At 40.5% G+C, this 22,793-nt stretch carries 13 protein-coding genes; 7 read left to right on the forward strand and 6 right to left on the reverse strand.

All coding sequences use genetic code 11. The features are described from left to right. From E7480_07215 to E7480_07245, 7 genes are all read left to right on the forward strand, one after another. Positions 1 to 2,409 (forward strand): hypothetical protein (locus E7480_07215; GenBank protein MBE6904381.1); only part of this gene is annotated, 2,409 nt, incomplete at its 5' end. After that, the gene (locus tag E7480_07220) at positions 2,399 to 4,408 is read left to right on the forward strand and encodes a hypothetical protein (GenBank protein ID MBE6904382.1); all 2,010 of its coding nucleotides are present in this window, start codon (positions 2,399 to 2,401) and stop codon (positions 4,406 to 4,408) included. The genes E7480_07215 and E7480_07220, both read left to right, overlap by 11 nt. Positions 4,409 to 4,432: 24 nt before the next feature. Then, on the forward strand, positions 4,433 to 6,208 hold the full coding sequence (locus E7480_07225) for an extracellular solute-binding protein (GenBank protein ID MBE6904383.1): 1,776 nt from the start codon (positions 4,433 to 4,435) through the stop codon (positions 6,206 to 6,208). A gap of 14 nt (positions 6,209 to 6,222) precedes the next feature. Further along, on the forward strand, positions 6,223 to 9,090 hold the full coding sequence (locus E7480_07230) for a hypothetical protein (protein MBE6904384.1): 2,868 nt from the start codon (positions 6,223 to 6,225) through the stop codon (positions 9,088 to 9,090). 32 nt (positions 9,091 to 9,122) lie between these two features. Next, positions 9,123 to 10,694, forward strand: coding sequence for a hypothetical protein (locus E7480_07235; GenBank protein ID MBE6904385.1), 1,572 nt, complete (start codon positions 9,123 to 9,125; stop codon positions 10,692 to 10,694). 191 nt (positions 10,695 to 10,885) lie between these two features. Next, positions 10,886 to 11,896, forward strand: a complete 1,011-nt coding sequence (locus E7480_07240) for a methyltransferase (protein ID MBE6904386.1) — start codon at positions 10,886 to 10,888, stop codon at positions 11,894 to 11,896. A gap of 520 nt (positions 11,897 to 12,416) precedes the next feature. Next, on the forward strand, positions 12,417 to 13,922 hold the full coding sequence (locus tag E7480_07245; protein ID MBE6904387.1) for a M23 family metallopeptidase: 1,506 nt from the start codon (positions 12,417 to 12,419) through the stop codon (positions 13,920 to 13,922). A 161-nt stretch (positions 13,923 to 14,083) separates the two neighbouring features. Here E7480_07245 and E7480_07250 read toward each other — a convergent pair whose 3' ends face one another. From E7480_07250 to E7480_07275, 6 genes are all read right to left on the reverse strand, one after another. After that, positions 14,084 to 14,284: an Arc family DNA-binding protein gene (locus E7480_07250; protein ID MBE6904388.1), complete on the reverse strand. Its 201-nt coding sequence runs from the start codon at positions 14,282 to 14,284 to the stop codon at positions 14,084 to 14,086. Positions 14,285 to 14,674: 390 nt separating this feature from the next. After that, positions 14,675 to 16,954, reverse strand: a complete 2,280-nt coding sequence (locus E7480_07255; protein ID MBE6904389.1) for a hypothetical protein — start codon at positions 16,952 to 16,954, stop codon at positions 14,675 to 14,677. A 35-nt stretch (positions 16,955 to 16,989) separates the two neighbouring features. Beyond that, complete coding sequence (locus tag E7480_07260) at positions 16,990 to 18,504, reverse strand: hypothetical protein (protein ID MBE6904390.1); 1,515 nt, start codon at positions 18,502 to 18,504, stop codon at positions 16,990 to 16,992. A gap of 13 nt (positions 18,505 to 18,517) precedes the next feature. Then, positions 18,518 to 19,402, reverse strand: a complete 885-nt coding sequence (locus E7480_07265; GenBank protein MBE6904391.1) for a carbohydrate ABC transporter permease — start codon at positions 19,400 to 19,402, stop codon at positions 18,518 to 18,520. Beyond that, positions 19,402 to 20,322 (reverse strand): sugar ABC transporter permease, encoded by a 921-nt coding sequence (locus E7480_07270; protein MBE6904392.1) that lies wholly within the window; start codon positions 20,320 to 20,322, stop codon positions 19,402 to 19,404. Before E7480_07270 ends, E7480_07265 begins: the two co-directional genes overlap by 1 nt. Before the next feature lie 19 nt (positions 20,323 to 20,341). Then, complete coding sequence (locus E7480_07275) at positions 20,342 to 22,555, reverse strand: hypothetical protein (GenBank protein MBE6904393.1); 2,214 nt, start codon at positions 22,553 to 22,555, stop codon at positions 20,342 to 20,344. Between the last annotated feature and the right edge of the window lie 238 nt (positions 22,556 to 22,793).

The following is a 22,793-nucleotide window of genomic DNA, read 5'->3' on the forward strand; positions in this document are numbered from 1 at the left end:
GTAACCTTAGTATACAATGAGCCTACGGTAACAGCGTACATAAACGGTGTAAACATCGGAAGCTTTGAAAATGCGCAGACAAATTATCTCGGCCTTGAATTCCCCTTTGCAGGAAACAAGGGCTTAACCCTTTCAGTAGCAGGCGGCGGCGCTTTCGAAATGGAAGTTGACACTGCAAAATACGACAAAAACGTTACTTTTACCAACAACAGATTAAACGGCTATTACATAGTAGACTTTGAGGTTGGAGATACAGTAAGTGATTTCCTTTCCTCCTGTATTATTTTAGGCAATAGCTCCGTTAAGCTTTCAGAGCAGACACAGGCTCTCAAAACAGGTCTTTTGGTTGAGGTAAACGAAAACGGAAAATCAGAATTTTATAAGACTGTAATATACGGCGATGTAAGCTGTGACGGTCAAATAGGAATTACCGACCTTCTTACAATAAAGAAAAGAGTTTTGTACGATACATATCTCTCAGGCGAATGCTTTGAGGCGGCAGATATTGTAAAGGACGGAAAGCTCAATGTATTTGATATGATACTTTTGCAAAGATATATGCTTAATGAAAAAGTAGAATTAACCCCCGAGGATGTGAGCGTAATGGAAATAGTAAATGTAAGCATTTCCGATTTTGAAGCATTGGGAAATGATACAGCGGTATTGACACAGGCTTTAAGCACTTTAACAACAAGAAGCAACGAAGCAATTGCGGCAAGAGAAAACAAAAAATTCGTGCTAAATCTTAAGGACAAAACCTACAGACTCTCTTCGACCTTGAATTTTACAGGCAGTAATATAGAAATTGACGGAAACGGTGCAGAGCTTGTATTTACACAGACTGTTGTGGGAATGAATTTGTATAACGGCTCTAATCTCACTGTGAGAAATCTTACTATGGATTATGACCCTCTTGTGTTTACACAGGGCGTTGTTACAGGCATAAACGGTGAGCGTGTAACTGTGAAAATAGACGAGGGCTACCGCAGTGATGCAAGCTTCCTTAATAATAAAGAAGGAAATGACGGAAACATCTGGTCAAACATTCATAATTCAGAGACAGGCGCAGTACTTGAGGATACTCCCCACTCCTACGCATTTGTAGATGCTGTTGAAAAAGGAAACGGAGTAATAGAATTAACTAAAGTTTTCGGTGAAGAAAACGGCGGAAGAAAATTAAGCGTTGATGACCACATTTCTCTCTTCCACAGAGGTCCCGGCACAATAATCGTAACAAACTGTGATACAACAAGCTTTATAGATGTATCTGTTTATTCTTCTCCCGGCTTTGCTCTCAACGAGTCAAGCGGTGAAGGCAATATGTATCTGAAAAACTTCAGCATAGTTCCCGGTCCTAAGCCTGAGGGCGCAACGGCAGAAAGACTTCGCAGCGCCAACGGAGACGGAACTCACTTTGGAAACGTACGCAAGGGTCCAACCTTTGACAACTGCAGAATAACTCATTGCGGAGATGACTGCATAAACATTCAGGGCTTCTTCTTCCACGTTTTAAGAGTAAACGGAAATGAGCTTATAGTATCTCCCAAATGGGATACACCTCTCAAAGTGGGCGAAACTATAGAGGGCTACAAGGACGAAGGCTATGTATCAACAGGTACAGCTAAGGTAGTAGCTTTTGAGGCACAGAGAGATGCCGCGTGGACACCTGAAATATTAGCTGCATATGAAAACTATGACAAAGCCTTAGGCGACGATACCCTTGTATACATAATTACTCTTGATAAAGAAATAGGCGTAGAGGTGGGCGACCATATAACCTCTCTTGACAGAATAGGCGCAGGCGCAGTTATTAAAAACTCCTATTTCGGACTTAACAGAGCAAGAGGCGTTGTAGTTAAAGGTCAGAATATTGTAATTGAAAATAACACCTTTGAAAGCACAACACATCCCGCAATAGTTGCACATGCCGATATTTTGTGGTGTGAGTCGGGCTTCCCCACCAATGTAATCATAAGAAACAACACAATCAATGCAAGTGCAATAAGCTCAAATATAATCCTTGACGGCAGAGTGGACCAGATAGGTGCTATCCTTATAAACGTAGCACCTCCCAACAACGTAACAGGATTTTATCAGTGTATGCAAAACAAAAACATACTTATAGAAAACAATACTATTACCAACAGCCGAGCATTCGGAATAGCCGCTATGAACTGTGACGGCATAACAATAAGAAACAACACAATCGAAAATCCCTTCTGTAACGGTATAGGAACAGTGGGACAGCTTTACGGAATTACTCCTTCAAGTGCTATTTTCGTAGGTATGTCAAAAAATGTTACCGTAACAGACAACACCGTTACAGGTAATAAGATTTCAAAGGCGGTTGACATTCACTCAACCTGCACAGGAAGCATTGTAGAAAGAGGAAACACCTATGAAGCTTAAATGTCTTATTTTAACCTTGGTTTTGGTTTTACTTTGCTCCTGTAATGCAAAAAACAACGAAGGCTTCAATTCATCACAAATTACGGAAAGCGGTATGGAAATGACACAGGACACATCATCAGAAGCTCAGTCAAGCACTACACAAGACGAGGCTCAAAGCAGTCAGCCCTCTTCTTCGGGAGCTTCAAATAATACATCCTCCTCCGAAGCACCTCTTACAAAGAAAGAGATGAAGGTAAATATTTCGGAATACGCTTATGCAGGCAACGATTCTGCAGTTTTAAATGAAGCTGTCAAAAGTCTCGGAATAAAAATCTCTGCGGCAAAGATAAGAGGAGAAGAGCTTTCCTGTACATTAGAGCTTGAAAACAAAATATATAAGCTTGACAGCACTGTTAATTTCAACTCTATTTCCAATATGACAATAAAGGGAAACGGCGCAAAGCTTGTATATACAAGAAATGTCGGCGCTTTTTACCTCAACAGCTGTAAAAATCTTACCTTTAAAGATTTAACTGTCGACTATGACCCCAAGGTTTATACTCAGGGTGTCGTTCAGTCAGTTTCGGGCAGTACAGTTAAAATGAAGGTTGACGACGGCTACTCAAACAGCGCTTCCTGGATTTTTGACAAGTCAAAGGTTGTATACTCTATGCTCTTTGACAGTAACGGAAATCTCATTGAGGGCGCAAGCCATACATACGCATATGAAAACATAAAAAAAGAAGGCAGCAACGGTCTTACTATGACCTTGACCTTCGGTACCCGTGACGGTGTACGTGCTCCTCAGGCTGGGGACAGAATTACACTCTTTAACTGGGCGGGCGCTCCTACCTTTAATGCTATGAACTGTGCGGGAACAAAATATGAAAATATTACTGTTTATCAGTCCCCCGGAACAGTTGTCAGCGAGTCCTCAGGCGAGGGCGGAAGCACAATAAAAAATGTAAAGGTTATCCCCGGTGAAGTTATATCAGCTAACAGAAAGCCTCTTATGACGGTGCTTAGCGACGTTTTCCACTTTGGAAATGTTAAAAAAGGTCCGCTGATTGACGGCTGTACCGTAAGCAACAGCGCAGATGACGGCGTAAACATTCAAGGCTTCTTCTTCCACGTTTTAAAAGTAAACGGAAACGTACTTACTGTAACTCCAAAATGGGACACACCTCTTGATGTGGGCGAAACAGTTGAAGGCTTTAAGGACAACGGCTACTTATCCGTAGGCAAGGCAAAAATAACAGCCTTTAAAAAGAAAAACGATGCGTCTTTAAAATCAAAAATTGTTGCCGCATATAAAAATTACGATAAAACACTTCAGGACGACACTCTTGTATATGAAATAACACTTGATAAAGCTCTCAACGTAAAAGAGGGCGACCATATAACAAGTGTTGACAGAGTGGGAAGCGGCGGAATAATCAGAAACTCCACATTTAAAAACAACAGAGCAAGAGGCGCTGTAGTCAAAGGTCAGAATATTGTAATTGAAAACAATGTTTTTGAAAACAACACAAGCTCAGCTATAGTTGCCCACGCTGACATATACTGGTGCGAGTCCTCCTTTGCCGTTAACGTATCTATTAAAAACAATAAAATAACAGGCTCAGGCAGCAGCGGAAATATGCTTAAATGGGCTGAAAACGATATGCTTGGTGCAATACATATCGGAGTTGCGCATCCTGCGGGTGTTGAAGGCTTCTACTCCTGCTTTGAAAACAAAAATATCGTTATATCCGATAACACTATTAAAAACACTCAGCTTTACGGAATATTCGTAACAAACTGTACGGGTATTAAAATTTCAAATAACACAATTGAAAATGCTCTTAAAAACGGAGCAAATAAATTGGGATCATTGTACGGACTTACTCCCAAAAGCGCAATTTTCGTAGGAATGTCAAAGGATATAACATCAAGCGGAAATACAGTATCCGGAAGCAACACCTCAAAGAAAATTGAAGTACATTCAAATTGCTCAGGAAAAATTGTTACCGATTAAATAAAAGAAAGGATATGCTCAACTATGAACAAAAAACTAAGAATTGTTTGCTTGGTGCTCGCTGTTTTAATGCTGTTTGTTTCCTGTAACGGAAAGAACGGCGCAACAACCTCCTCCGATATTATCGGCGGAAACACTAACAACAGCTCTTCCTCGACAGACAATGCAACAAGCTCCGACTCCACCTCCGACGAAACTCCTTCCGGTGAAACTCCCAACATAACCCCCGACGCAGGCAACGAGGGCGTAGAAACCGAAAGAAAGCTTGTAGGTAATGCTTACACCTCCGGCTTCCCCATTGTAAAGGATAAAATCGAGCTTACCGTTATGGCGGAGAAAACGTCAATGCACGGTGAATTTGACACTATGGCGTTTTCAAAGGAATACGAGAAAAAGACAAACATTAAAATCAACTGGGAGCTTTTCTCCACATCAGACAGAAACAACAAGGCTTCCCTTGCACTTATGAGCGGAAATCCCCCCGATGTTATGTGTATGATTGACGGTCTTTCCGCAACAGACATTATCACCTACGGCGGACAGGATATGCTTGTTCCCATTGAAGATATGCTCTCTCAGTGGGCTCCCAACGTTAAGCTTGCTCTTGAGCAAAACAGCGTTGCTAAAAAGAGTGTTACCACTCCCGACGGACATATCTACTCAGTACCCTTAATTCACTCAGTTGATGACCACACAATTTTCCCCGAGAAGATGTATATAAACAAGACATGGCTTGAAAATCTTGTTCTTCCTATGCCTACAACATATTCTGAGCTGTTGAACGTTTTAAGACAGTTCAAAAACGGTGACCCCAACGGAAACGGACAGAAGGACGAAATCCCGATTGCTACAAGTCTTTTCAACGTTATGCTTGCAGGCGCTCCTCAGGGACTTGCTTGGGACTGGACAACAGACCGTATGTATGTTGACAGCAACAATAAAATCGGTTACTTTATGGCAACAGAGGCATACAGAGATTCAATTAAATTCTATAAGACTTTATATTCCGAAGGCCTTTGCGACAAGAATGTACTTGAAGGCAAAGCAACTGTTGCAGGAAAAGCAAGAACAGGTAAGGTTGGCGTATTTACTGCAGTTGCAGGAACAACAACTCTCAGCGAAAAAGAGCTTAAGAACTACACTATGCTTCCCGCTTTAAAGAGCACAGCTGATTCAAAGCAGACTGTCTGGGCTCGTCAGCGTGAAAAGATTTATCCTTTTGCATTTGTAATAACCGCTTCTGCTCTTAAGGATAAGAATAAGAGCAAGGTTGAAGCTGCTTTGAGATGGGTTGACTACTTCTTTACAACAGAGGGCTACGTATTCGAGCAATACGGCAGTGCAAGCAGCGGCTTCTATAAGAAGCTTTCAAACGGAAAGCTTGAAATTCTTCCCAAGAAGACAGACTCTGACAGATACAAGATTGCTCCCGGATACGTTCTTCCTTCCTGGTACACTCTTGCTGCAAAGAATGTCTGGGCAGAAAAAGATGCATCAAAGATGACCGAAGCAGATAAATTCTTCCGTGATATAGACGAGGGAATGAGCAACTCCCTTTACAGACCTCTTATTCAGAGCAAATTTATCCCTCATCTGTTCTTTACAAAGGTACAGAGCGCAAAGCTTAATACCCTTGCAGACCCGATACACAGCTACGCTTACAATACAGGTCTTGCCTTTGTTAAGGGCGATATGAACATTGACACAGGCTGGAACGATTATCTTGCAGAGCTTAAGAGACTCGGCGTTGAAGAATTTGTTTCCATTTATCAGAGTGCATATAATTCATATAACGGCTAAGAAGGTGACAGATTATGAAAAAAAGACTTCTATCTATTGCAATTACCTTAGTTATACTTGCTTGCACTCTTTCTATTGCTATCAATATCAATGCAAACGGAAACTCCTGGCAGGCAGTAGGTAATGCTTCATATGTTCAGATAGACGAAAACGGGGACAATGTAAACTTGAAGTTTACAGGCGGAAGCCATACCTCCGTTTATGCGCAGATGTCCCACTGCTTTAAGCCCTTTTCATTTGGTGCTTGGAGCTTTGTCTGTAATTTAAAAAACCTTGACGGCGGCTGGGCTATGATGAACTTGTGCTGGGAGGTTACTCTCGGCTCCCCTGCTCTTTCCAACAGCGGTGTATTCTTAGTCTTTGAGCAAGGCGGAAGCACAGGCTATACCATGAGCGTTAAAAATCAGCAAACCGTTGTGGGCGGCCCGTATGAAATCGAGCTTAACCGTGATTACAGAGTAGTTGTAGAATGTAATTCTACAGGAATATTCACAGTACTTGTAAACGGAACAAAGGTTGCAGAATACAGCTATCCCTCTATGCAATCCGCATTCTACGTTCAATATCCTTTTGTAGGCTATGACGGAATTACCTTCGCAGTATGCGGCGGCGGTGCTTTTGAAATGGACATTGACACCTCTATCGTATACAGAGAGGCATCCGAATTAAAATCACTTATTGATACTGTAAAGCCTGTTTATGACAGTACAGTAGGTAATGCCTCTGTAGCCGAGTACGGACAGGTAACAGCAGCTCAGAAGCAGGCGCTTGGAAACGCTTTGAGTGCGGCTGAAAATACTTATGCTGACAACGCATCAACACCTACACAGATTACATCGGTATATGAAAATCTTAAGGCTGCATATGAGCTTTTTGTTTCGCAGATTGTTCCTACACCTGATAAGGACGTATTGAACAGTATGTATACAGATTCTAAAGAGCTTTATGACAATACAGCAGAGGGAACTGACTATTCTCAAGCTCCCACAGCCGCTAAAGAAAGCTTTTTAGCAGTTCTTAACAGCGTTAAAGCCGCTTTGGACAGCAAGACAGCTCCTCAGTCTGAGATTGACAGCTTAGTTGCTCAGCTTACAACAGCAACAGAATCCTTCCGTGCCGCAATAGTTAAAAACGGAAATCCCTCTGCCTTAAATGAAAGAATTAAGGCAGCAGAGAAGCTTTTAGTAAAGCTCCATTCCGAAGCTGTAAGCTACGCAGAGCTTTCTGCACTTATAAGTGCAAGTAAAGCTATTGCAAACGATGCAAGCTCCTCACAAGCTGTAATTGATTCAAAATATGACGAGCTTGGAAGCACTATTGCAAAAATCAACGAAAACACTCTTTTCTGGACAAGCACAGCGCTTAACCCTGCAACCGACATAAGCGGAGTTAAAAATTACGCAGACGGATATAAGACAGTTTTCAAGAGTGATGCAGGCGCTCCCTCCTGGAATATGGTTACAAACTCTGTAAACCTACCCAAGACAGATAAGCTTGTTATGAATATAACAGAAATTACTCACCCCGACTCCGACTGGTCCTCAGTAATTATTACAAACGGAATTACAGGCGATTTCCTTAATACAAAGGCAATAAGCTTAGTTTTCGGCGGCAGCGGCGGAAACGGTGAGGTAAACTTAAATTATTCTCTCGGAAATGCTGACAACCGTCAGATAGCAACCTTTGGCTATTCTCTCAGCGCACAGATGCAGTTTGCATTTATCCTCAGCGGAGAGGGTACTGACAAAAAGGTTACTGTATGTGTAGACGGACTTGAGGTTGCTCAGATTACAAATCCCGATTTCGTTTCCATTATGGAAAACGATTTGGTTATTGCATATACCTCAGGCAACTCAAACGGCAACTTTGAAACACTCATCGACTTAAAGCCCAAGAAGGTTTTAAGCTATGAGGACGGAGATTTTGTTCCCTCCGCAATGGCAGGAACAGGCTTCTCCTCAATGCTTTCAGTTTATGAACAGGACGGCGTTCAATCCATTTATTTTGAAGAAGGCTGTACCTTTGTAGACGGTATTGCAGTAACAAAGCTTGCTAAAAACGATAAAAAGATTGAATTTTCTGTTAAAATCGTTGACCAAGGTCCTACCGACTGGCACGCATTCCTATTCTCTGACGGAATAGAAACCCATGCGGCTAATACAAAAGGTCTTGCTATTATATTCGGCGGCGACTTGAGTGTTCAGGTTAAGCATCTGGGTCAAAGCGGTATGGGCGCAACTCCCCTTTGGGAAAGCGCAGGCGATACCTTCACAAAGTACGGAAAGAAAATGAGATTTAAGATTTACGTAAATGAAAACGATGAAATTTGCGTAGAAATGAATGACCAGCTTATTATCGCTAACGAGGCTCCCGAATTTATTCCTCTTCTTGAAAAAGAAAAGCTTACAATGTCCCTCTTCGGAAGCGCCGATGCATCCTCTGAATTTGAAGTAAGCTATATAAACGAGGAAGACCCTCTTCCCTACGATTCTCTTGAAGATGATTTAAACGATTATTCTTCTTCCGAAATTGTTTCTCTTGACGATACTGTTGTAACTATAAACGATGATAGAATCTCCTTTGACGGCAGTCTTACAATAGAAGAGATTTTAGCATATCTTTATGCAACAGACGACCTTCAGATTAAATTCTTTGACGTAGCAGGTGACGAAATAACCGATTACTCAGCAAAAGCCTCTGCAATTGCAACAATTTCAATGTTTGACGGAGATACAAGAGTAAAGGATTATTTTGCAAACGAATACACAGGCAACGCAAACACAGGAGACTCTGTTTCAATGTGGGCTATAGTTCTTATGATATCACTTATACTTTGCGCTTTTGTATGCGTATTAAGTGTTAGAAAAAGAGCTCAGAAATAATAAAAATAAAAAATTATCAGGAGGAAAGAAAAATGAAAAGAGCAATTACCTTAGCAACAGTTCTGGCAATTATCATGTCCCTTGCATTGACCTTTGGCATTTCTGCAAGCGCAGAAGCAGTTAGCGGTTGGGAAACAGTCGGCACAAACGTAACCGTAACCGCTAACGGCACAGCAGCACAGATTGATTTTAACGCAGCATATAACTGGGGCGCAGAATATGCGCATCTTCCCAACAAGCTTGCTCCCGTTGCCCCCGGCGAATTTGCATTCAGATTCAAGGCAACAAACTTAGCAGGCGGCTGGGTTCCCTTTGTATTATGCTGGTCAGCATCCCCCAACGGCTCATTACATTCAAACGGTATATTCTTCAATGTTACAAACGGCAATATTGAAGTAAGAGACGGTGCCGACACAGCTCCTGCAAATGTCGGAGCAATTGCAAACAAAGCAATAGACACTAATGTATCACATCTTTTAAAGATTAAGCTTGTAGATGCAGCTACAGGAAAAATTGATATTTATATCGACGGCGAGCTTTTAGTAAGCTACAACAGTATGTCAATGGCAAATCAGCTTGGCTTTGACTTTGCACTCGTAGGTCTTGAAGGCTTGACACTTACAGTGGGCGGCGGCGGAAACTGCGGAATAATCATTGATACCAATACAACAGATTGGGAAACAGTAGGAAACACTTCCGCTGTTGAGATTTCCGGAGCATATGACAAAGCAAACTTAAAGTTCACAGCAGGCGACCATATGTCAGTATATACAGCAATGCCAAACAAGTTCGCTCCTATGTCAACAGGCGTATGGACCTACGGCTTCAACGTAAAATCCCTTGAAGGCGGTTGGGCTTCAATAGTTCTTAACTGGAGTGTAGACTCAGTTTCCCCCATCCTTGCAAGCACAGGTATTTTTGCATCCTTAAGCGCAGCAGAGGGCGGCTTTGTATATGAGCTTAAGAACAGCGGAACAAGTGATGCAGTTACTCAGGGCATAGGTCTTGAATACAACAAGATGCACTATGTAACCTTAGTATACAATGAGCCTACAGTTACAGCATATGTAAACGGTGTAAACATCGGAAGCTTCGAAAATGCGCAGACAAATTATCTCGGCCTTGAATTCCCCTTTGCAGGAAATAAGGGCTTAACCCTTTCAGTAGCAGGCGGCGGCGCTTTCGAAATGGAAGTTGACACTGCAAAATACAATAACTTCGTTCAGTTACCCGAAAACACAATCGCAGGCAACGTTATCTACGGCTTTACACTCGGACAGGCTGTTGACAGCTTCTTTAATTCCGCTGTATTGCTTGGCAACAGCTCTATAAGAGTTTTAGAGGATGAAGCTATAGCAAGAACAGGTCTTACCGTTGAAATCAACTCAAACGGCACAGTAAGCACCTACAAAACAGTTGTTGCAGGCGACGTATACGGCGACGGAAAAATTGAGCTTATAGACATTCTTTATGCAAAGAGCTATCTCCTTTCAAGCGCTGAGATTTCTGCAGAGAGCGTAGCAGCTATCAACGTTAATAACGACAGCGCTACAGACGTGCTTGACTTGATTGCTATCAGAAATTATGTTTTAACAAACGCATAATGAGTGTTGTTTGTCGAAACGCTTATTGCAATGGTTATTGTCAAATTTTCTTCGAAAATTTGCTTCCAAATCATTGATTTGGCGTCGAAAAAGTATTTCTATTTACTTTTTCGACTAACTATAACCATTATAATTATATTTTGCAGAAACGACTGTTCTATGGCAGTCGTTTCTCTTTAAGGAATGATTTTATGACATCCAGAGAACTTGTAAAAAACACCCTTGAATTTAAAAATACAAATGACAGAGTACCCCGTCAGCTATGGGTTTTACCTTGGGCAAGAACAAATTACCCCGATTCGTTATCAAAAATAGCGGATAAATATCCCGATGATATTGTATCAGCGCCCTGTATTTATAAAGAAGAGCCTAAAACAGAGGGCTCTCCCTATAAGATGGGAGAATATATTGACGAATGGGGCTGTAAATTCATAAATATACATCCCGGAATAATCGGAGAGGTTAAAGAGCCTATAGTCAAGGATGACGAGTGGTGTGATATCTCACAGGTTCACATTCCCGTAGAAATGCTGACACTTGACAAGGAAAAGGTAAATGAATTTTGCAAAAGCACCGATTGCTTTGTTATGTCGGGCTTTTTCCCCCGTCCCTTTGAACAGCTGCAGTTTATAAGAGGCACAGAAAATCTTTACATGGATTTACTTGACCCGCCCGCAGAAATGCTTTCATTTATGGAAAAAATGCACGCTTTTTACTGTGAAGCCGTTACTTTTTGGGCGCAGACTGACGTTGATGCAATTATGCTTATGGACGATTGGGGCTCTCAAAACAATCTTTTGATTTCTCCTGAGCTCTGGGACAAGTATTTTATGCCTATGTACCGTGATTATATAAACATAGCAAAAAAATACGGTAAAAAAACCTTTATGCATTCAGACGGATGTGTTAAGGCAATTTATCCTAAGCTCATTGAGTTAGGTCTTGATGCTCTCAATTCACAGATATTCTGTATGGGCATTGACGAGCTTGCTCGGTATAGCGGTAAAATCACCTTTTGGGGAGAAATTGACAGACAGCACATTCTTTCCGGCGACAGTATCGAAGATGTTGAAAATGCTGTTAAAAATGTTTACGAAAAGCTTTGGAAGAACGGAGGCTGTATTGCACAGTTTGAATTCGGTCCCGGAGTTAAGCCCGAAAACGCAGAAAAAGTTTTTGAAACCTGGGAAAATTTAAGATAATTTAAGAGGCTGTAAAAAAACTTTCGTTTTTTTACAGCCTCTTTTTGTAAGGGATAGGAAAAAATGTGCAGAATATGTCAATTTCGCGCCGACAATTTTTTTGTTGGCGGTTACCCGACGGTGTACAGAGGTACTCCGAGGGCGAAATTGGCAGATAGCATAAAACGTATATTTATTAAAAGAATTATCTGAAAATATTTTTCTATTAATTTTTGCTCTTTCTTTCATTAAATGATGGTATATGGTTACTTTATTTACTTGTTTTATGCGCTCTGCGCTTTTTTTACATTCCCTTTTTTTACAATATATTCCTTCTCACAGGTGAAAATATATAAAAAGTTATTAGTTGTTGATTTTTTATTGGTATAATAGCCTATTTTTGCGTCAAACTATTGAAAAAGTTACAAAAATAGTGTATTATTGTAACAGTTGTAACCGATTTGTAACTTTTTAAATCAAAAATAATAACATTTATTCGTAATATATCTACCTGAAGCTTTTGCCAAAGGAGGAAATTGAATTGACAGGATTTTCAAAAAAGCTTAAAAGAATAATCTTAAAAATTGCTAAATATATTGACAAGCTTGCATCTTACGCAGGAAAAACAAGTGCGGTAGGAAAGTTTTTTGAATGTGTACTCATTTGTTTTGCTCTTCTTTTTTCTTTATGTAAGAAAGCAGGTCTTACAGTTGCAAGGTTCTTTGCAAAGCATTATCGTTTAGCTTTACAGGTCGCAGGCGTTGCTATTATCGGCTTTGTTGTTTTTGCTTCTCAGACCTATGCTGTTGCTCTTAAAGTTGAAATTGACAATGTTCCCGTAGGCTATGTAAGCAATCAGCAGGAATATGAGCTTGCAATAGAACAGGTTGAAAATGCAATCAGCGAAAAAGTGGGCGAAGAATATTTTTATGAAAAAATCCCCACCTTCTCTTATTCAATAGTAAGCAAAAATCAAATCGGCTCCAATCAGGACGTTTACAATGCAGTTTATACTCAGGCTGAGGAAGAAATCGGTCAGAGCTACGGCTTATTTATTGATAACGAGTTTATAGGCGCTTGCCGTAAAGAGTCCGAGCTTCTCAATTTGCTCGAAGAAATCAAGAAAGAATATTCAACAGGTACCCCCGGAGAAACAGTTGAATTTGTCAAAGATGTAACCGTTGAAAAGAATATGTATGCAAGAAGCCTTATATATTCTCCCGACGAGCTTAAAGAGCTTTTTGCAACCCCTTCTGACGACAATATTTATATTGTTGAAAAGGGCGACTCTCCCAGCAGAATTTCAACAAAATTCGGAATTACTATTTCAAAGCTTAAGAGTCTTAATCCCGATAAGGACTTAAACAAATTGCGTGTAGGTCAAAAGCTTTATGTTGCAACTCCCAAGCTTGATATCGGCGTTAAGGTTGTAAGAACAATCACCTATACAGAGCAAATTGAATTTACTACAAAAACATCTTATACAAATGACCTTTACGAAGGACAGAGTAAAACAACTACAAAGGGTAAAAACGGCGAGAATAAGATTACAGCTACTGTAACATATATTGACGGCGTTGAAACAGACAGAGTTGTTCTTGAAAAGGTTAATCTTTCAAAGCCTGTTACTGCACAGGTTTTAGTCGGAACAAAGCCCATAGCTCCTTCCGGAACTTTTGTATGGCCCGTTCCAGCTTCAAGAAGAATTACCTCTCCTTACGGAATGCGTTGGGGCAAGCTTCACGGTGCTATTGATATCGGCGCTCCTAAGGGCTCTGCAATCGTTGCTGTTGATGCGGGTACTGTTGTTACTGCAGGCTGGCTTAAAACAGGCGCAGGCTATGCTGTAATTATTAATCACGGTAACGGCATTTATTCAAGATATTATCACTGCAGCGCACTTTATGTAAAAGCAGGCCAAAAGGTTATTCAGGGACAGACTATTGCAGCAGTTGGTGCAACAGGTAATGCAACAGGTCCTCACCTTCACTTTGAGCTTACAAACAATTCGGGTTCAAACGTTAACCCCACAAAATATCTAAAATAAAATTTTAACACCACAGATTTTAAATTTGAATCTGTGGTGTTTTTGTTATAAGAAAACGAAGCCTCCTTCTTTACGAAGCGTCTTCGTTTTTTAGATAATAGATAATAACGAACAGTTGAAAAACCGCAAATATCTATTATCTCTTATCTTGAGTTGATTTTTTACTTACGACTTGGTTTAACATTTACATCGGGATTTATATTGCCCTCAATTTCTCCGTTTTCATTTTCAAAAGCCTTGATGCTTTCTCTGATTAAAACAAGGATATGACTGTTAAGGCTTCTTCCTTCATAATCTGCCACATAAGAAAGCTTATTCAGCATCTCCTCTTCAATTCTTATAGATACACTTTTAATAGCCACAATAACACCTCAAAATAAATATATTATGAATTTATTTTAATAAAAATATGTGCTATAATGTTATTTATAGATATACTGTATATCTAAATAATTTTGAGGTGATAGTATGAATTGTGAAAACTGTTTTTGTATTTATCAAAATAATGGCAAGTGCAGTCTTGAGTAGATAAGTATAGATATTTCGGGAATGTGTAAGGAATGTATATATATTAATATGGATAAAAAGCTTTTATTCGAAGAAAAACTAAAGCTTTTGAAAAAGTATGAAGCAGAGGCTTGATATAATGAATTGCAATCTTGCGATTGCATGAATTGAAAGCAAAAGCTTTCATGAATTGTGCCTTTGGCACATTAAAAAGCAAGAACGAAAAATTTTCGTTCTTGCTTTTTTTAGCACTCAAAGTTTACTTTCCCATCAATCTCAATACTGTGTTGTTTGCCGTTTGGAAGAACTATAAGCGCTTTTATTTTATTCTTTGAGCTTACCTCTATTTTAAACTTGTCGTCAGTTTTGTTCCAAGAAATATTTACTATACCCTTTCCCGTATCAAACTGACCTGAGCAGCTTTCAAGCCACAGCATTTTAGGCTCGATTTTAATTTCCTCAAAGGCTCTCTTAAGAGGAGTTACACCAAGTCCGCAGGCAACAAACTCATAAAGAGGCGATGCACTCCAGGCGTGGCAATCGCTTCTCCAGTTGACAGAGTCCTCTGCCCAGGTAAAGATATTTACCTTGAGCATTTCCTGCCACGGTGTCCAAAGCTTTTGAGCATAGCTGTAAAGCCCTGTTTTCTCCAATGCTCTGAATAGGAAATAGTGCATACAGAAGGAGCATTTTATCATTTCTGAGTCAGTTACAGCCTTTTTCATTATCTCTGTAGCCTTTTCTCCTGTGCAAAGTCCCGACAGCACTGCCCATACCTGCGCTTGCTGAGATTTTTTGCTTTCCCCTATCTCGTGATAGTACATTCCGTCATTGTCATCAATACAAAGGGAATTTATGCTCTCTGAAAGCTTTACTGCCTTTTCTTCATATTCAGAGGCTGTGCAGGCTCTTCCTACATAGCGGTTAAGCCTTGAAGCACTGCGGAGCGCCGACACAAGCATCATAGAGTAAATAACGTTTTCCTTGTCTTCTTTAACAGGTATACCGGCATCCCACTCGTCTGCCCAATCGACAAACTGCCAGAAGCCTGTATTATCAAGCAAGCCGTTGTCGGAAATATGCTTTAAAAAGAAGTTAAGAATTTTCTCAACAACAGGCAAATGCTCTCTTACTGCTTGCTCACCGTCAGAATTATACATATAATAATCTTCAAGCATATAGATAAAGAAGAGAGAAAAGCCCGGTATTATCTGCCTTATATTAGAGGGAGCATTACAGGTCAAAAGTCCGCTTTGTGTCTGCGAATCCGCAAAATCGCAAAGCGCCTTTTTGGCAAGTCTGCCGTCTCTTGACAGCATAGCAGTATATAAAGCTTCAAGGCTTGTATCCATAATATACTGCATCTGCTCGTAATGAGGGCAGTCCATATAGCTTTCATACATACAGCTTTTAAGAGTCAGTATGCTGACCTGCCACATTTTTTCATAAATGCTGTCATTACAGGAAAACTCAGTTGTTACCTTGAGAGGATAGCCTGTACGTATAAAGGGCAAAAGCTCTATATGTACATTTTCTTTTGCGTTTTTAACCTCTAACTTTATAAATCGGAAGGCTCTGTAATTAAAGGGCGTGTATACGCTTGTTTCTTTGCTTGAAAGGTAGGTATCAACGCTTCCCGTAAGATACGCACCCTCTCTTGAAAAGTCGTCACGCACAAGCTTTAATTCCTTTTTATAACCCTCGTCAAACATATAGCTTTCAGAATAGGTGATATGGGTTTCAGCGCTTCCCGATACTAAAATAACGGGATAGCCTGTGAAATAAGTCTGCATATCAAGCTCAATAAAGCCGTCCTGACCTGCTTTAAAGTCAAAGCTCTTTTTATCCTCTGTGGCAAAAGAAGCGCCGCTGAATCTGTTTATTTTAACGTCTGTATATTCCTCTTCGTAGGGCATTGGAATACTGCGCTTTTCAAGCTGCCATACATTTGAAAGCCCGTAATAAATAAAGGGCTCGTTTCCAAATATTTCAACGGCATTTATCCACGCACTGTCATCAAAATCAAGCTGTGTGAAATTGCGGGGCATCTCAGAGGCAATAACCTTTTCAAAAAAGCCTAAATAGCCTGCTATCTTGTCCTCCTCGAAAAGATATCCCTGCGCCCTTATACATTTATACTCCGAATTTGTGCAAAATCTTTCGTCTCCGTATATAAGCAAGCCGCCCTGCTCGGTAGCGGGTACTGAGGTGGGACCTGCCAAAAACAAGTTGGCAATATGCTTGTTTCCTACGTAGTGAATTACCTCTGCTGTGATTACATTATCTCCCTGTGTAAGATAGGGGGCAATATCAACGCTGTCTACATATCTTTTTTCTGCCGTGCTTCTTGCCGGACCTCTGCTTACTATAGCTGAATTTATTCTCAAAAGGTATCTGCTGTCCGCCGCAATATTTATTTCAAGACTTTTGGGCACCTTGTCAACAAATACCTTTTTTCTGAAAATAACAAGCTCGGGTCTGTTATTATATTTTTCTTCAATCCAAATCCATTTTTCGTTTTTCACTTAATAACCCCCGGCAATATTTGTACCTTTTTATACTATTTGTTGAATACACTGTCGAGCTCTTTCTGATATAAGCCCTTAATTTTATCTATTGCCGCAGAGGGTGTGATTTGCTTTTGGAAGATACTCTTTTCAACTACCTCTGTATAGAAGCCCTGTCTTAAGCTGTCAACGATAAAGCCTACGTCAATAGCACTCTTGTCAACTATAAGCTTGTACATTTCAAGGCTTGCCTTGTCGCCTGCTTTGAAATAGTCCTTAGCAACTACATCTTCAAGCCACCAATCGCCTTGACCTGCAGAAGCGTAATATTTTGCAATATAGTTAAGTACGGAAACTGCCTTTTCAGGCTCTTTGTTTGTAGATGTAATGCAGAAGAATTCGGGATAGTTTTCTGCAGATGTTACATAGTCGGAAGCCTTGGGACCCTTAGGCATAGGAAGAATACCGTAGTCAAGCTTGTCTGCCTTGGGCTTTACAACCTGAACAGCCTTCCAGGACTCGCAAAGATAGAATGCAAGCTTACCGTCAACAAAAAGCTGGTCCATATCAGCGGGCTTTCCTTCCGCTGTAAGCTTTACAACCTTATCAACATTTACAAGGTCATTATAGAAGTTTATTGCTTCGATAGAATTCTGGCTTGAGAAAGCTTCACTTACTTTGTTTGAAGCAACCTTTGCAAGACCGCCGTTGTTTGCCGCCATAAAGTTGATTGCAGCATAGCCTGAATCTGCGAAGCCGAAGCCATAGGTATCAATTTCGCCGTTGCCGTCTGTATCCTTTGTGGTAGCCTTTGCATATTCCTTTAATTTTGCAAAGGTCCAGCCGCCGCTTTTAACGAGGGATTCCATATTCTGTGTTATATTGTTTTTCTTTAAAAGGTCACGGTTATAGATAATTGCTGTTCTTGCAGAGGGGGGATACCAGCAGTTTACACCCCAGGTATTACCCTTGAAGGTTGCAAGGTTTTTAGCACCGCTTATCCATCTTGAATCGTTTACGTTTATACCTGAAAGAGTATTCATAGGCTTAAGATAACCTGCCATAGCGCTCTGATACATAAGATCTGCAGGCATATCAACGATATCGGCAACCTTATCGCCGGAAGCTATTTTCTTCTGCATAGCAGAAAGGCTGGGCCAGAAATAGTTGATTTTTACTTTACAGCCGAATTTTTCTTCGATAATTTCAATAAGCTCTGCTGTTGCAGGGTCTAAAAGGTCATTGAAAAATCCTGAGCCGATAACAAAGGTCTGTCCCTTAAGGCTTACGATTTTATCGTTTGTGGTAGCGGAGGATGAGCCGTTACCTGAATTTGACGGTGTGCCTGAGCTTGCCCCGTTACCGTCAGAAGAAGAATCTGTGGCATCGGAAGAGTCGGTGCTGTCATTTGATGAATCAGTGTTGCCGTCTGCATCTGATGAAGAGTCCTGAATGGAGCTGCTTGTCAAATCAGTAGGCTTTTTGCTGTTACAGCCTGTAACAATAACAAGGCACATAACAAGCGCCGCAATCATACAGATTGCCTTTAGAAGCTTTGTGTTTTTCATTTTTTTACCTCCGTTAGTTTGCCAATCCGCTTTGGGACAGGCTTTTTATTAGATTTTTTTGACATATTAAAAACAATACAATAAGTGGCAGAATTATCAAAACAGCCGCCGCATTTCTTGAAATAGCGGTTGATACAATAGTTTCTGCATTGATTGTTTCTATCGAGAGTGTAAGGGGCCTGTATACATCAAGAAAGGTTTTTGCAAAGTCCACATCTGTCCACTGCCAACAGAAAGAGAGCAGAAATACAGTAGACATAATAGCCTTCGCATTTGGCAGTATAATCTGCCAGAAGGTTTTCATAACCGATGCGCCGTCAATATAAGCGGCATTTTCCAAGTCTACGGGAAGTCCCATAAAGAAGGCTCTGTAAAAATAGATATACAGTCCCTGCTTAAAGCCTAAGGTACCGATTGATAAAAGAACTGTCATCCAGGGAGTATTTAACAGATTTAACTGAAAACTGCCTATTCCGAAAAATCCGAAATACATAAACTGTGAAATCTCGGTAACCTGAGAGGGTATAAGCATTATTACCATTACAATTACCAGGGCAAGCGTTCTGCCCTTGAACTTAAATCTTGCAAGTCCGTAGCCTACCATAGCCGATGAAATAGTCTGTATAACTGCGGCAAGTGTTGACAAAAGAAGTGTTTTCAAGCCTGCATCTGCTATTCTCAAGCCTTTAAAGGCTGTTTCCCAGTGAAACAGACTCCAGTTTTTAGGAATGTTCTGTACTGTGATATCAACTAAATCGTCCTGCGACATAAAAGCAGATAAAATCTTTACCGAAAAAGGCTTAAGAATAATAAAGCAGAGTCCGAAAAGAAGAATGTAACAAATAATGTCAACGGGGATTTTTTTGAGAGTTTTCTTTTTAATAAAGGAACGCTTCATCAACTCAACCCCTTTCTGCTTGAACGGTTTACAGCGCCTACAATTCCTGCAACAATTAACACTATAAGCGCAAGGCTTAGAGAATATAGCCAGTACATAGAGGAAGCATAGGAATACTGCTGCTGTGAGAAAGCAAGGCTGTCAAGATATTTATACAAATCAAGCGTACTGTCTGAAAGACAGTCTACAAAGGTGTATATTGTTACAACCAATATCTGCGGCAACAGCATAGGGAAGGTTATTTTCCAGAAGGACTCCCACTTTGAACAGCCCTCTACCTCCGAAGCCTCGTAAAGAGAGGTGGGAATTTCCTGAAGCGCCGCTATAAAAATAAATATCTGAACGCCTGAGCTTTGCACTATTTCGCTTATATTTTCTACTGACGAGGAAATAAACTCGGTAACGCCCTCTCCCATATTCAAGGAGGTGAGCAGCATACTTACAGAGGATGCAAGCTCAAAGCTCTCTTCTCCGCCTGTCTGCGCCGCTGAGGACATAATATCCATAAGACCTGTCTGTGATGCCGTATTGGATACAACACCCGAAACAAGCACTACGGGGATAAAGAATATAGCTCTTACTACAGTTCTTCCGAAAAATTTTCGATTTAATATAACTGCAATAAAAAGGCTGAAAATAATTATAATGGGTATCTGAGCTACCACTGTCTGCAAAGTGGATAAAAGCAGAGGAATAAATTCTGCGTTTTGAGTAAGAGCTGTTTTGAAATACTCAAAGCCTCTGAAGGAGAGAACAATGCCGTCCTCCGCTGTAACGGTAAGCTCATTGATTGTATAGTTAAAAGAAGAGATAATATTGGGAAGCCAGATAAACAAGGCTCCGAAAATAAGAGGAATAATAAATATGTATCCGTAAATTGAAAGCTGTTTTTCAACGCTCATTGTTTTGCCTTTTCGCATTCTTAATTATTCCTCCTCTCTAATTATTATATCCTTTTATAACTGCAAAGTCCATACCCGCAATTTCAGTACCGTCAACATTAACGGTCTGAGAAGAATAGTTTACAATAACGCATACTGAATTTTCGTAAAGTGTTTTTGTAACAAACTCATTTATATATTCGTGAGCTTTTATATACTGTCCGTAGGTTACACTTAAAGCCTCATTATACTTTTTATAAAGCTCTGAAATCTCCTGCTTTGAATTATCAAAGGGAGTTGCCGATATATACTTTTCAAAGTCGGTGTTTATAAGCTCGCCGTCTTTCTTTTCTATACAGCTGTAATATAAAGAAGCTCCGCTTTCTACCGATTTCAAAATCATATATTTAGGCTCTTTTGCAGTATTTACAGCATTTCCTGCATAGTCAATGCTTCCGTGAAGCACCATCTGACAGAAAGGCACCTGAGCATCCTGAACAAGATAGGATGAAGATGTCAAAGGCATATTTAAAAAGGCATCGGAATATTTCAAGGTGTAGAAATTACCCGTATTTGTAATTACGCTGTTATCCTTACTGTACTGCTCCAAAACCTTTTCAAGCTCTGCCGCTGCATCGCTTCTTGTATAGGCTTTCTCTGAATTGAAATCGGAAAACAAAATCTGTCCTGCGTAGCTTTCCGAAATTCCCATTCCCTTTATTTCGGGTAAGGAATTTAAAAAGCTCTGAGCATACTGCTCATATTTTTTAGGTGAAACCAAATACTGAGAATTTATACTCTCTTCGGGCTTTCTTATTACTAAATCGTAGGTGTGCTTAATTCCTATCGTTCTGTTAAGCCTTTTTGATGCATCTCTTTGAGAGTAGAAGCTTCCGAAAAAGCTATGCTTGTCCGAAAGAAGAACAGTTTTATCAATATAAACTGTATTTCCCTTGTCCTCAAGCTTATCAGCAAGCGCCTCAAGCTCTTTTAAAGAGCCAACCCTTGAATAAAGACCAAGCTTTGTACCCGCATTAAGCTGTTGTCCGTTTTTGGTGTAATCGTTAAGACGGATATTTACGTTTGTTATGCCCTGTTCATATAAATAATCAAGAGCGCTGTTTATTCCCGAAAGAGTTGACAGCACAATTTTATTGTTATAGGGTATGCCTAAAAAGCTGTCCTTTTTCTCGTATACTCCCGAAAAGTCAATGTATAAAGGGATTGAGCCTTGAGCCTTTTTCTTTTCTATGTCGCCTTTTTTGGTTAAATAGTCTCTGTAATAATTAGCCATAGCCGAATAGCTTTGAGTATGCTCGGGAGTTAAAACATATTTAACCTCGGGCTCTGCTTTAATATAGCCGTTGGCATAAAGGTTATAGGGCTTTATTCTCAGGCTTTCCCCTGTAACGCTGACGTCTGTTGCGCATACATTAAACTGAGCGTAAATATTGTTTGAAAGATTGCTGCCCTTCTTGTTTGCAAGCAAGGTGCAGGCTTCGTCCCCCGTCTGCACTATTGCAAAAAATCCGTTTGTGCTGTGCGCCTGTGCGAAAACAGGGAAAATGGCATTCTGAGCAACCTGCGAAAACTGATTTTTCTGCACCGTATAGTCATAGCCGTAAAGAACCTTGCTGAAGCTTCCGCTTTTATTGTCAAAAAGGTTAATCAAGGCTCCCGAGCCGTCGGGCACAAGATAGTAGGAGTTTTCAGTGTCAATGCCTGTGTTGAAGCCACTGAGCAAAGCAATATCGGTTAAATGATAGCTGTCATTTTTATCAGTTATCATAGAGGTAAGCACCTTAGCGCTAAAGCCGTCATTATCAAGCTTATATTCAACGGGGATTTTAAAGCCGGGAGAAGCCTCTCCTTCGGCTACCTCAATACCCAAGCTTTTCATATCCTCTAAATACTGCTCTTTTTCATATCCGATTTCTACCATATAGTTGTAGATTTCTTCATAAAAACGCTCGGGCAGCTCGTCTGTCATTATATATAAAGCTTCTTTTTCAAGAACAGGATATTTTTTCAGCTTGCTGTTGTAATCTTCGGGCTTGTCATCTTTAGAATAAAGAGGATAAAATCTTCCTATTCTTCTCTTTTCCGATGAAGAAAGGGCAGGAAGAAGCATTTCCTCGTAGACCTTTTTGGTCATAACCTCGGGAACCCACAGCTTTTTCTCTTCCCCGAAATCGTAATAAACTCTTATTTTGTCATTGTCAATATAAACCTTTGCCTGTCCCAAATCCGCACTGTCGGGAGTTGAATACATTTTCTGCTCTTGGCTTTGGATGCCGCCCAGCGCCCAAAGGCATAGGCACCACCGGACTTTTCGATCAGGGTGATAATACTGCCCATGATGCAGGCCACCAGGATGATCCATGCTACATCCTCATCCATGATTGTCTCCAGCATCAGATCATAAAACATCGTGGAGGCATTTCCCACCCAAGTTCCACCGCCAACCGTCACAGGTCTGGAAATCATAATTGTTCCGATGAGGCCCGTGA

The organism is Oscillospiraceae bacterium, from assembly GCA_015067255.1.
Classification (GTDB): Bacteria; Bacillota; Clostridia; order Oscillospirales; family SIG519; genus SIG519.

What these genes read in the sequence shown, in the direction of transcription:
- E7480_07220 (MBE6904382.1), top strand. Translation starts at nt 2,399, where the DNA reads ATGAAGCTTAAATGTCTTATTTTAACCTTGGTTTTGGTTTTACTTTGC.
- E7480_07225 (MBE6904383.1), top strand. Translation starts at nt 4,433, where the DNA reads ATGAACAAAAAACTAAGAATTGTTTGCTTGGTGCTCGCTGTTTTAATG.
- E7480_07230 (MBE6904384.1), top strand. Translation starts at nt 6,223, where the DNA reads ATGAAAAAAAGACTTCTATCTATTGCAATTACCTTAGTTATACTTGCT.
- E7480_07235 (MBE6904385.1), top strand. Translation starts at nt 9,123, where the DNA reads ATGAAAAGAGCAATTACCTTAGCAACAGTTCTGGCAATTATCATGTCC.
- E7480_07240 (MBE6904386.1), top strand. Translation starts at nt 10,886, where the DNA reads ATGACATCCAGAGAACTTGTAAAAAACACCCTTGAATTTAAAAATACA.
- E7480_07260 (MBE6904390.1), bottom strand. Translation starts at nt 18,504, where the DNA reads ATGAAAAACACAAAGCTTCTAAAGGCAATCTGTATGATTGCGGCGCTT.
- E7480_07265 (MBE6904391.1), bottom strand. Translation starts at nt 19,402, where the DNA reads ATGAAGCGTTCCTTTATTAAAAAGAAAACTCTCAAAAAAATCCCCGTT.
- E7480_07270 (MBE6904392.1), bottom strand. Translation starts at nt 20,322, where the DNA reads ATGCGAAAAGGCAAAACAATGAGCGTTGAAAAACAGCTTTCAATTTAC.
- E7480_07275 (MBE6904393.1), bottom strand. Translation starts at nt 22,555, where the DNA reads ATGTATTCAACTCCCGACAGTGCGGATTTGGGACAGGCAAAGGTTTAT.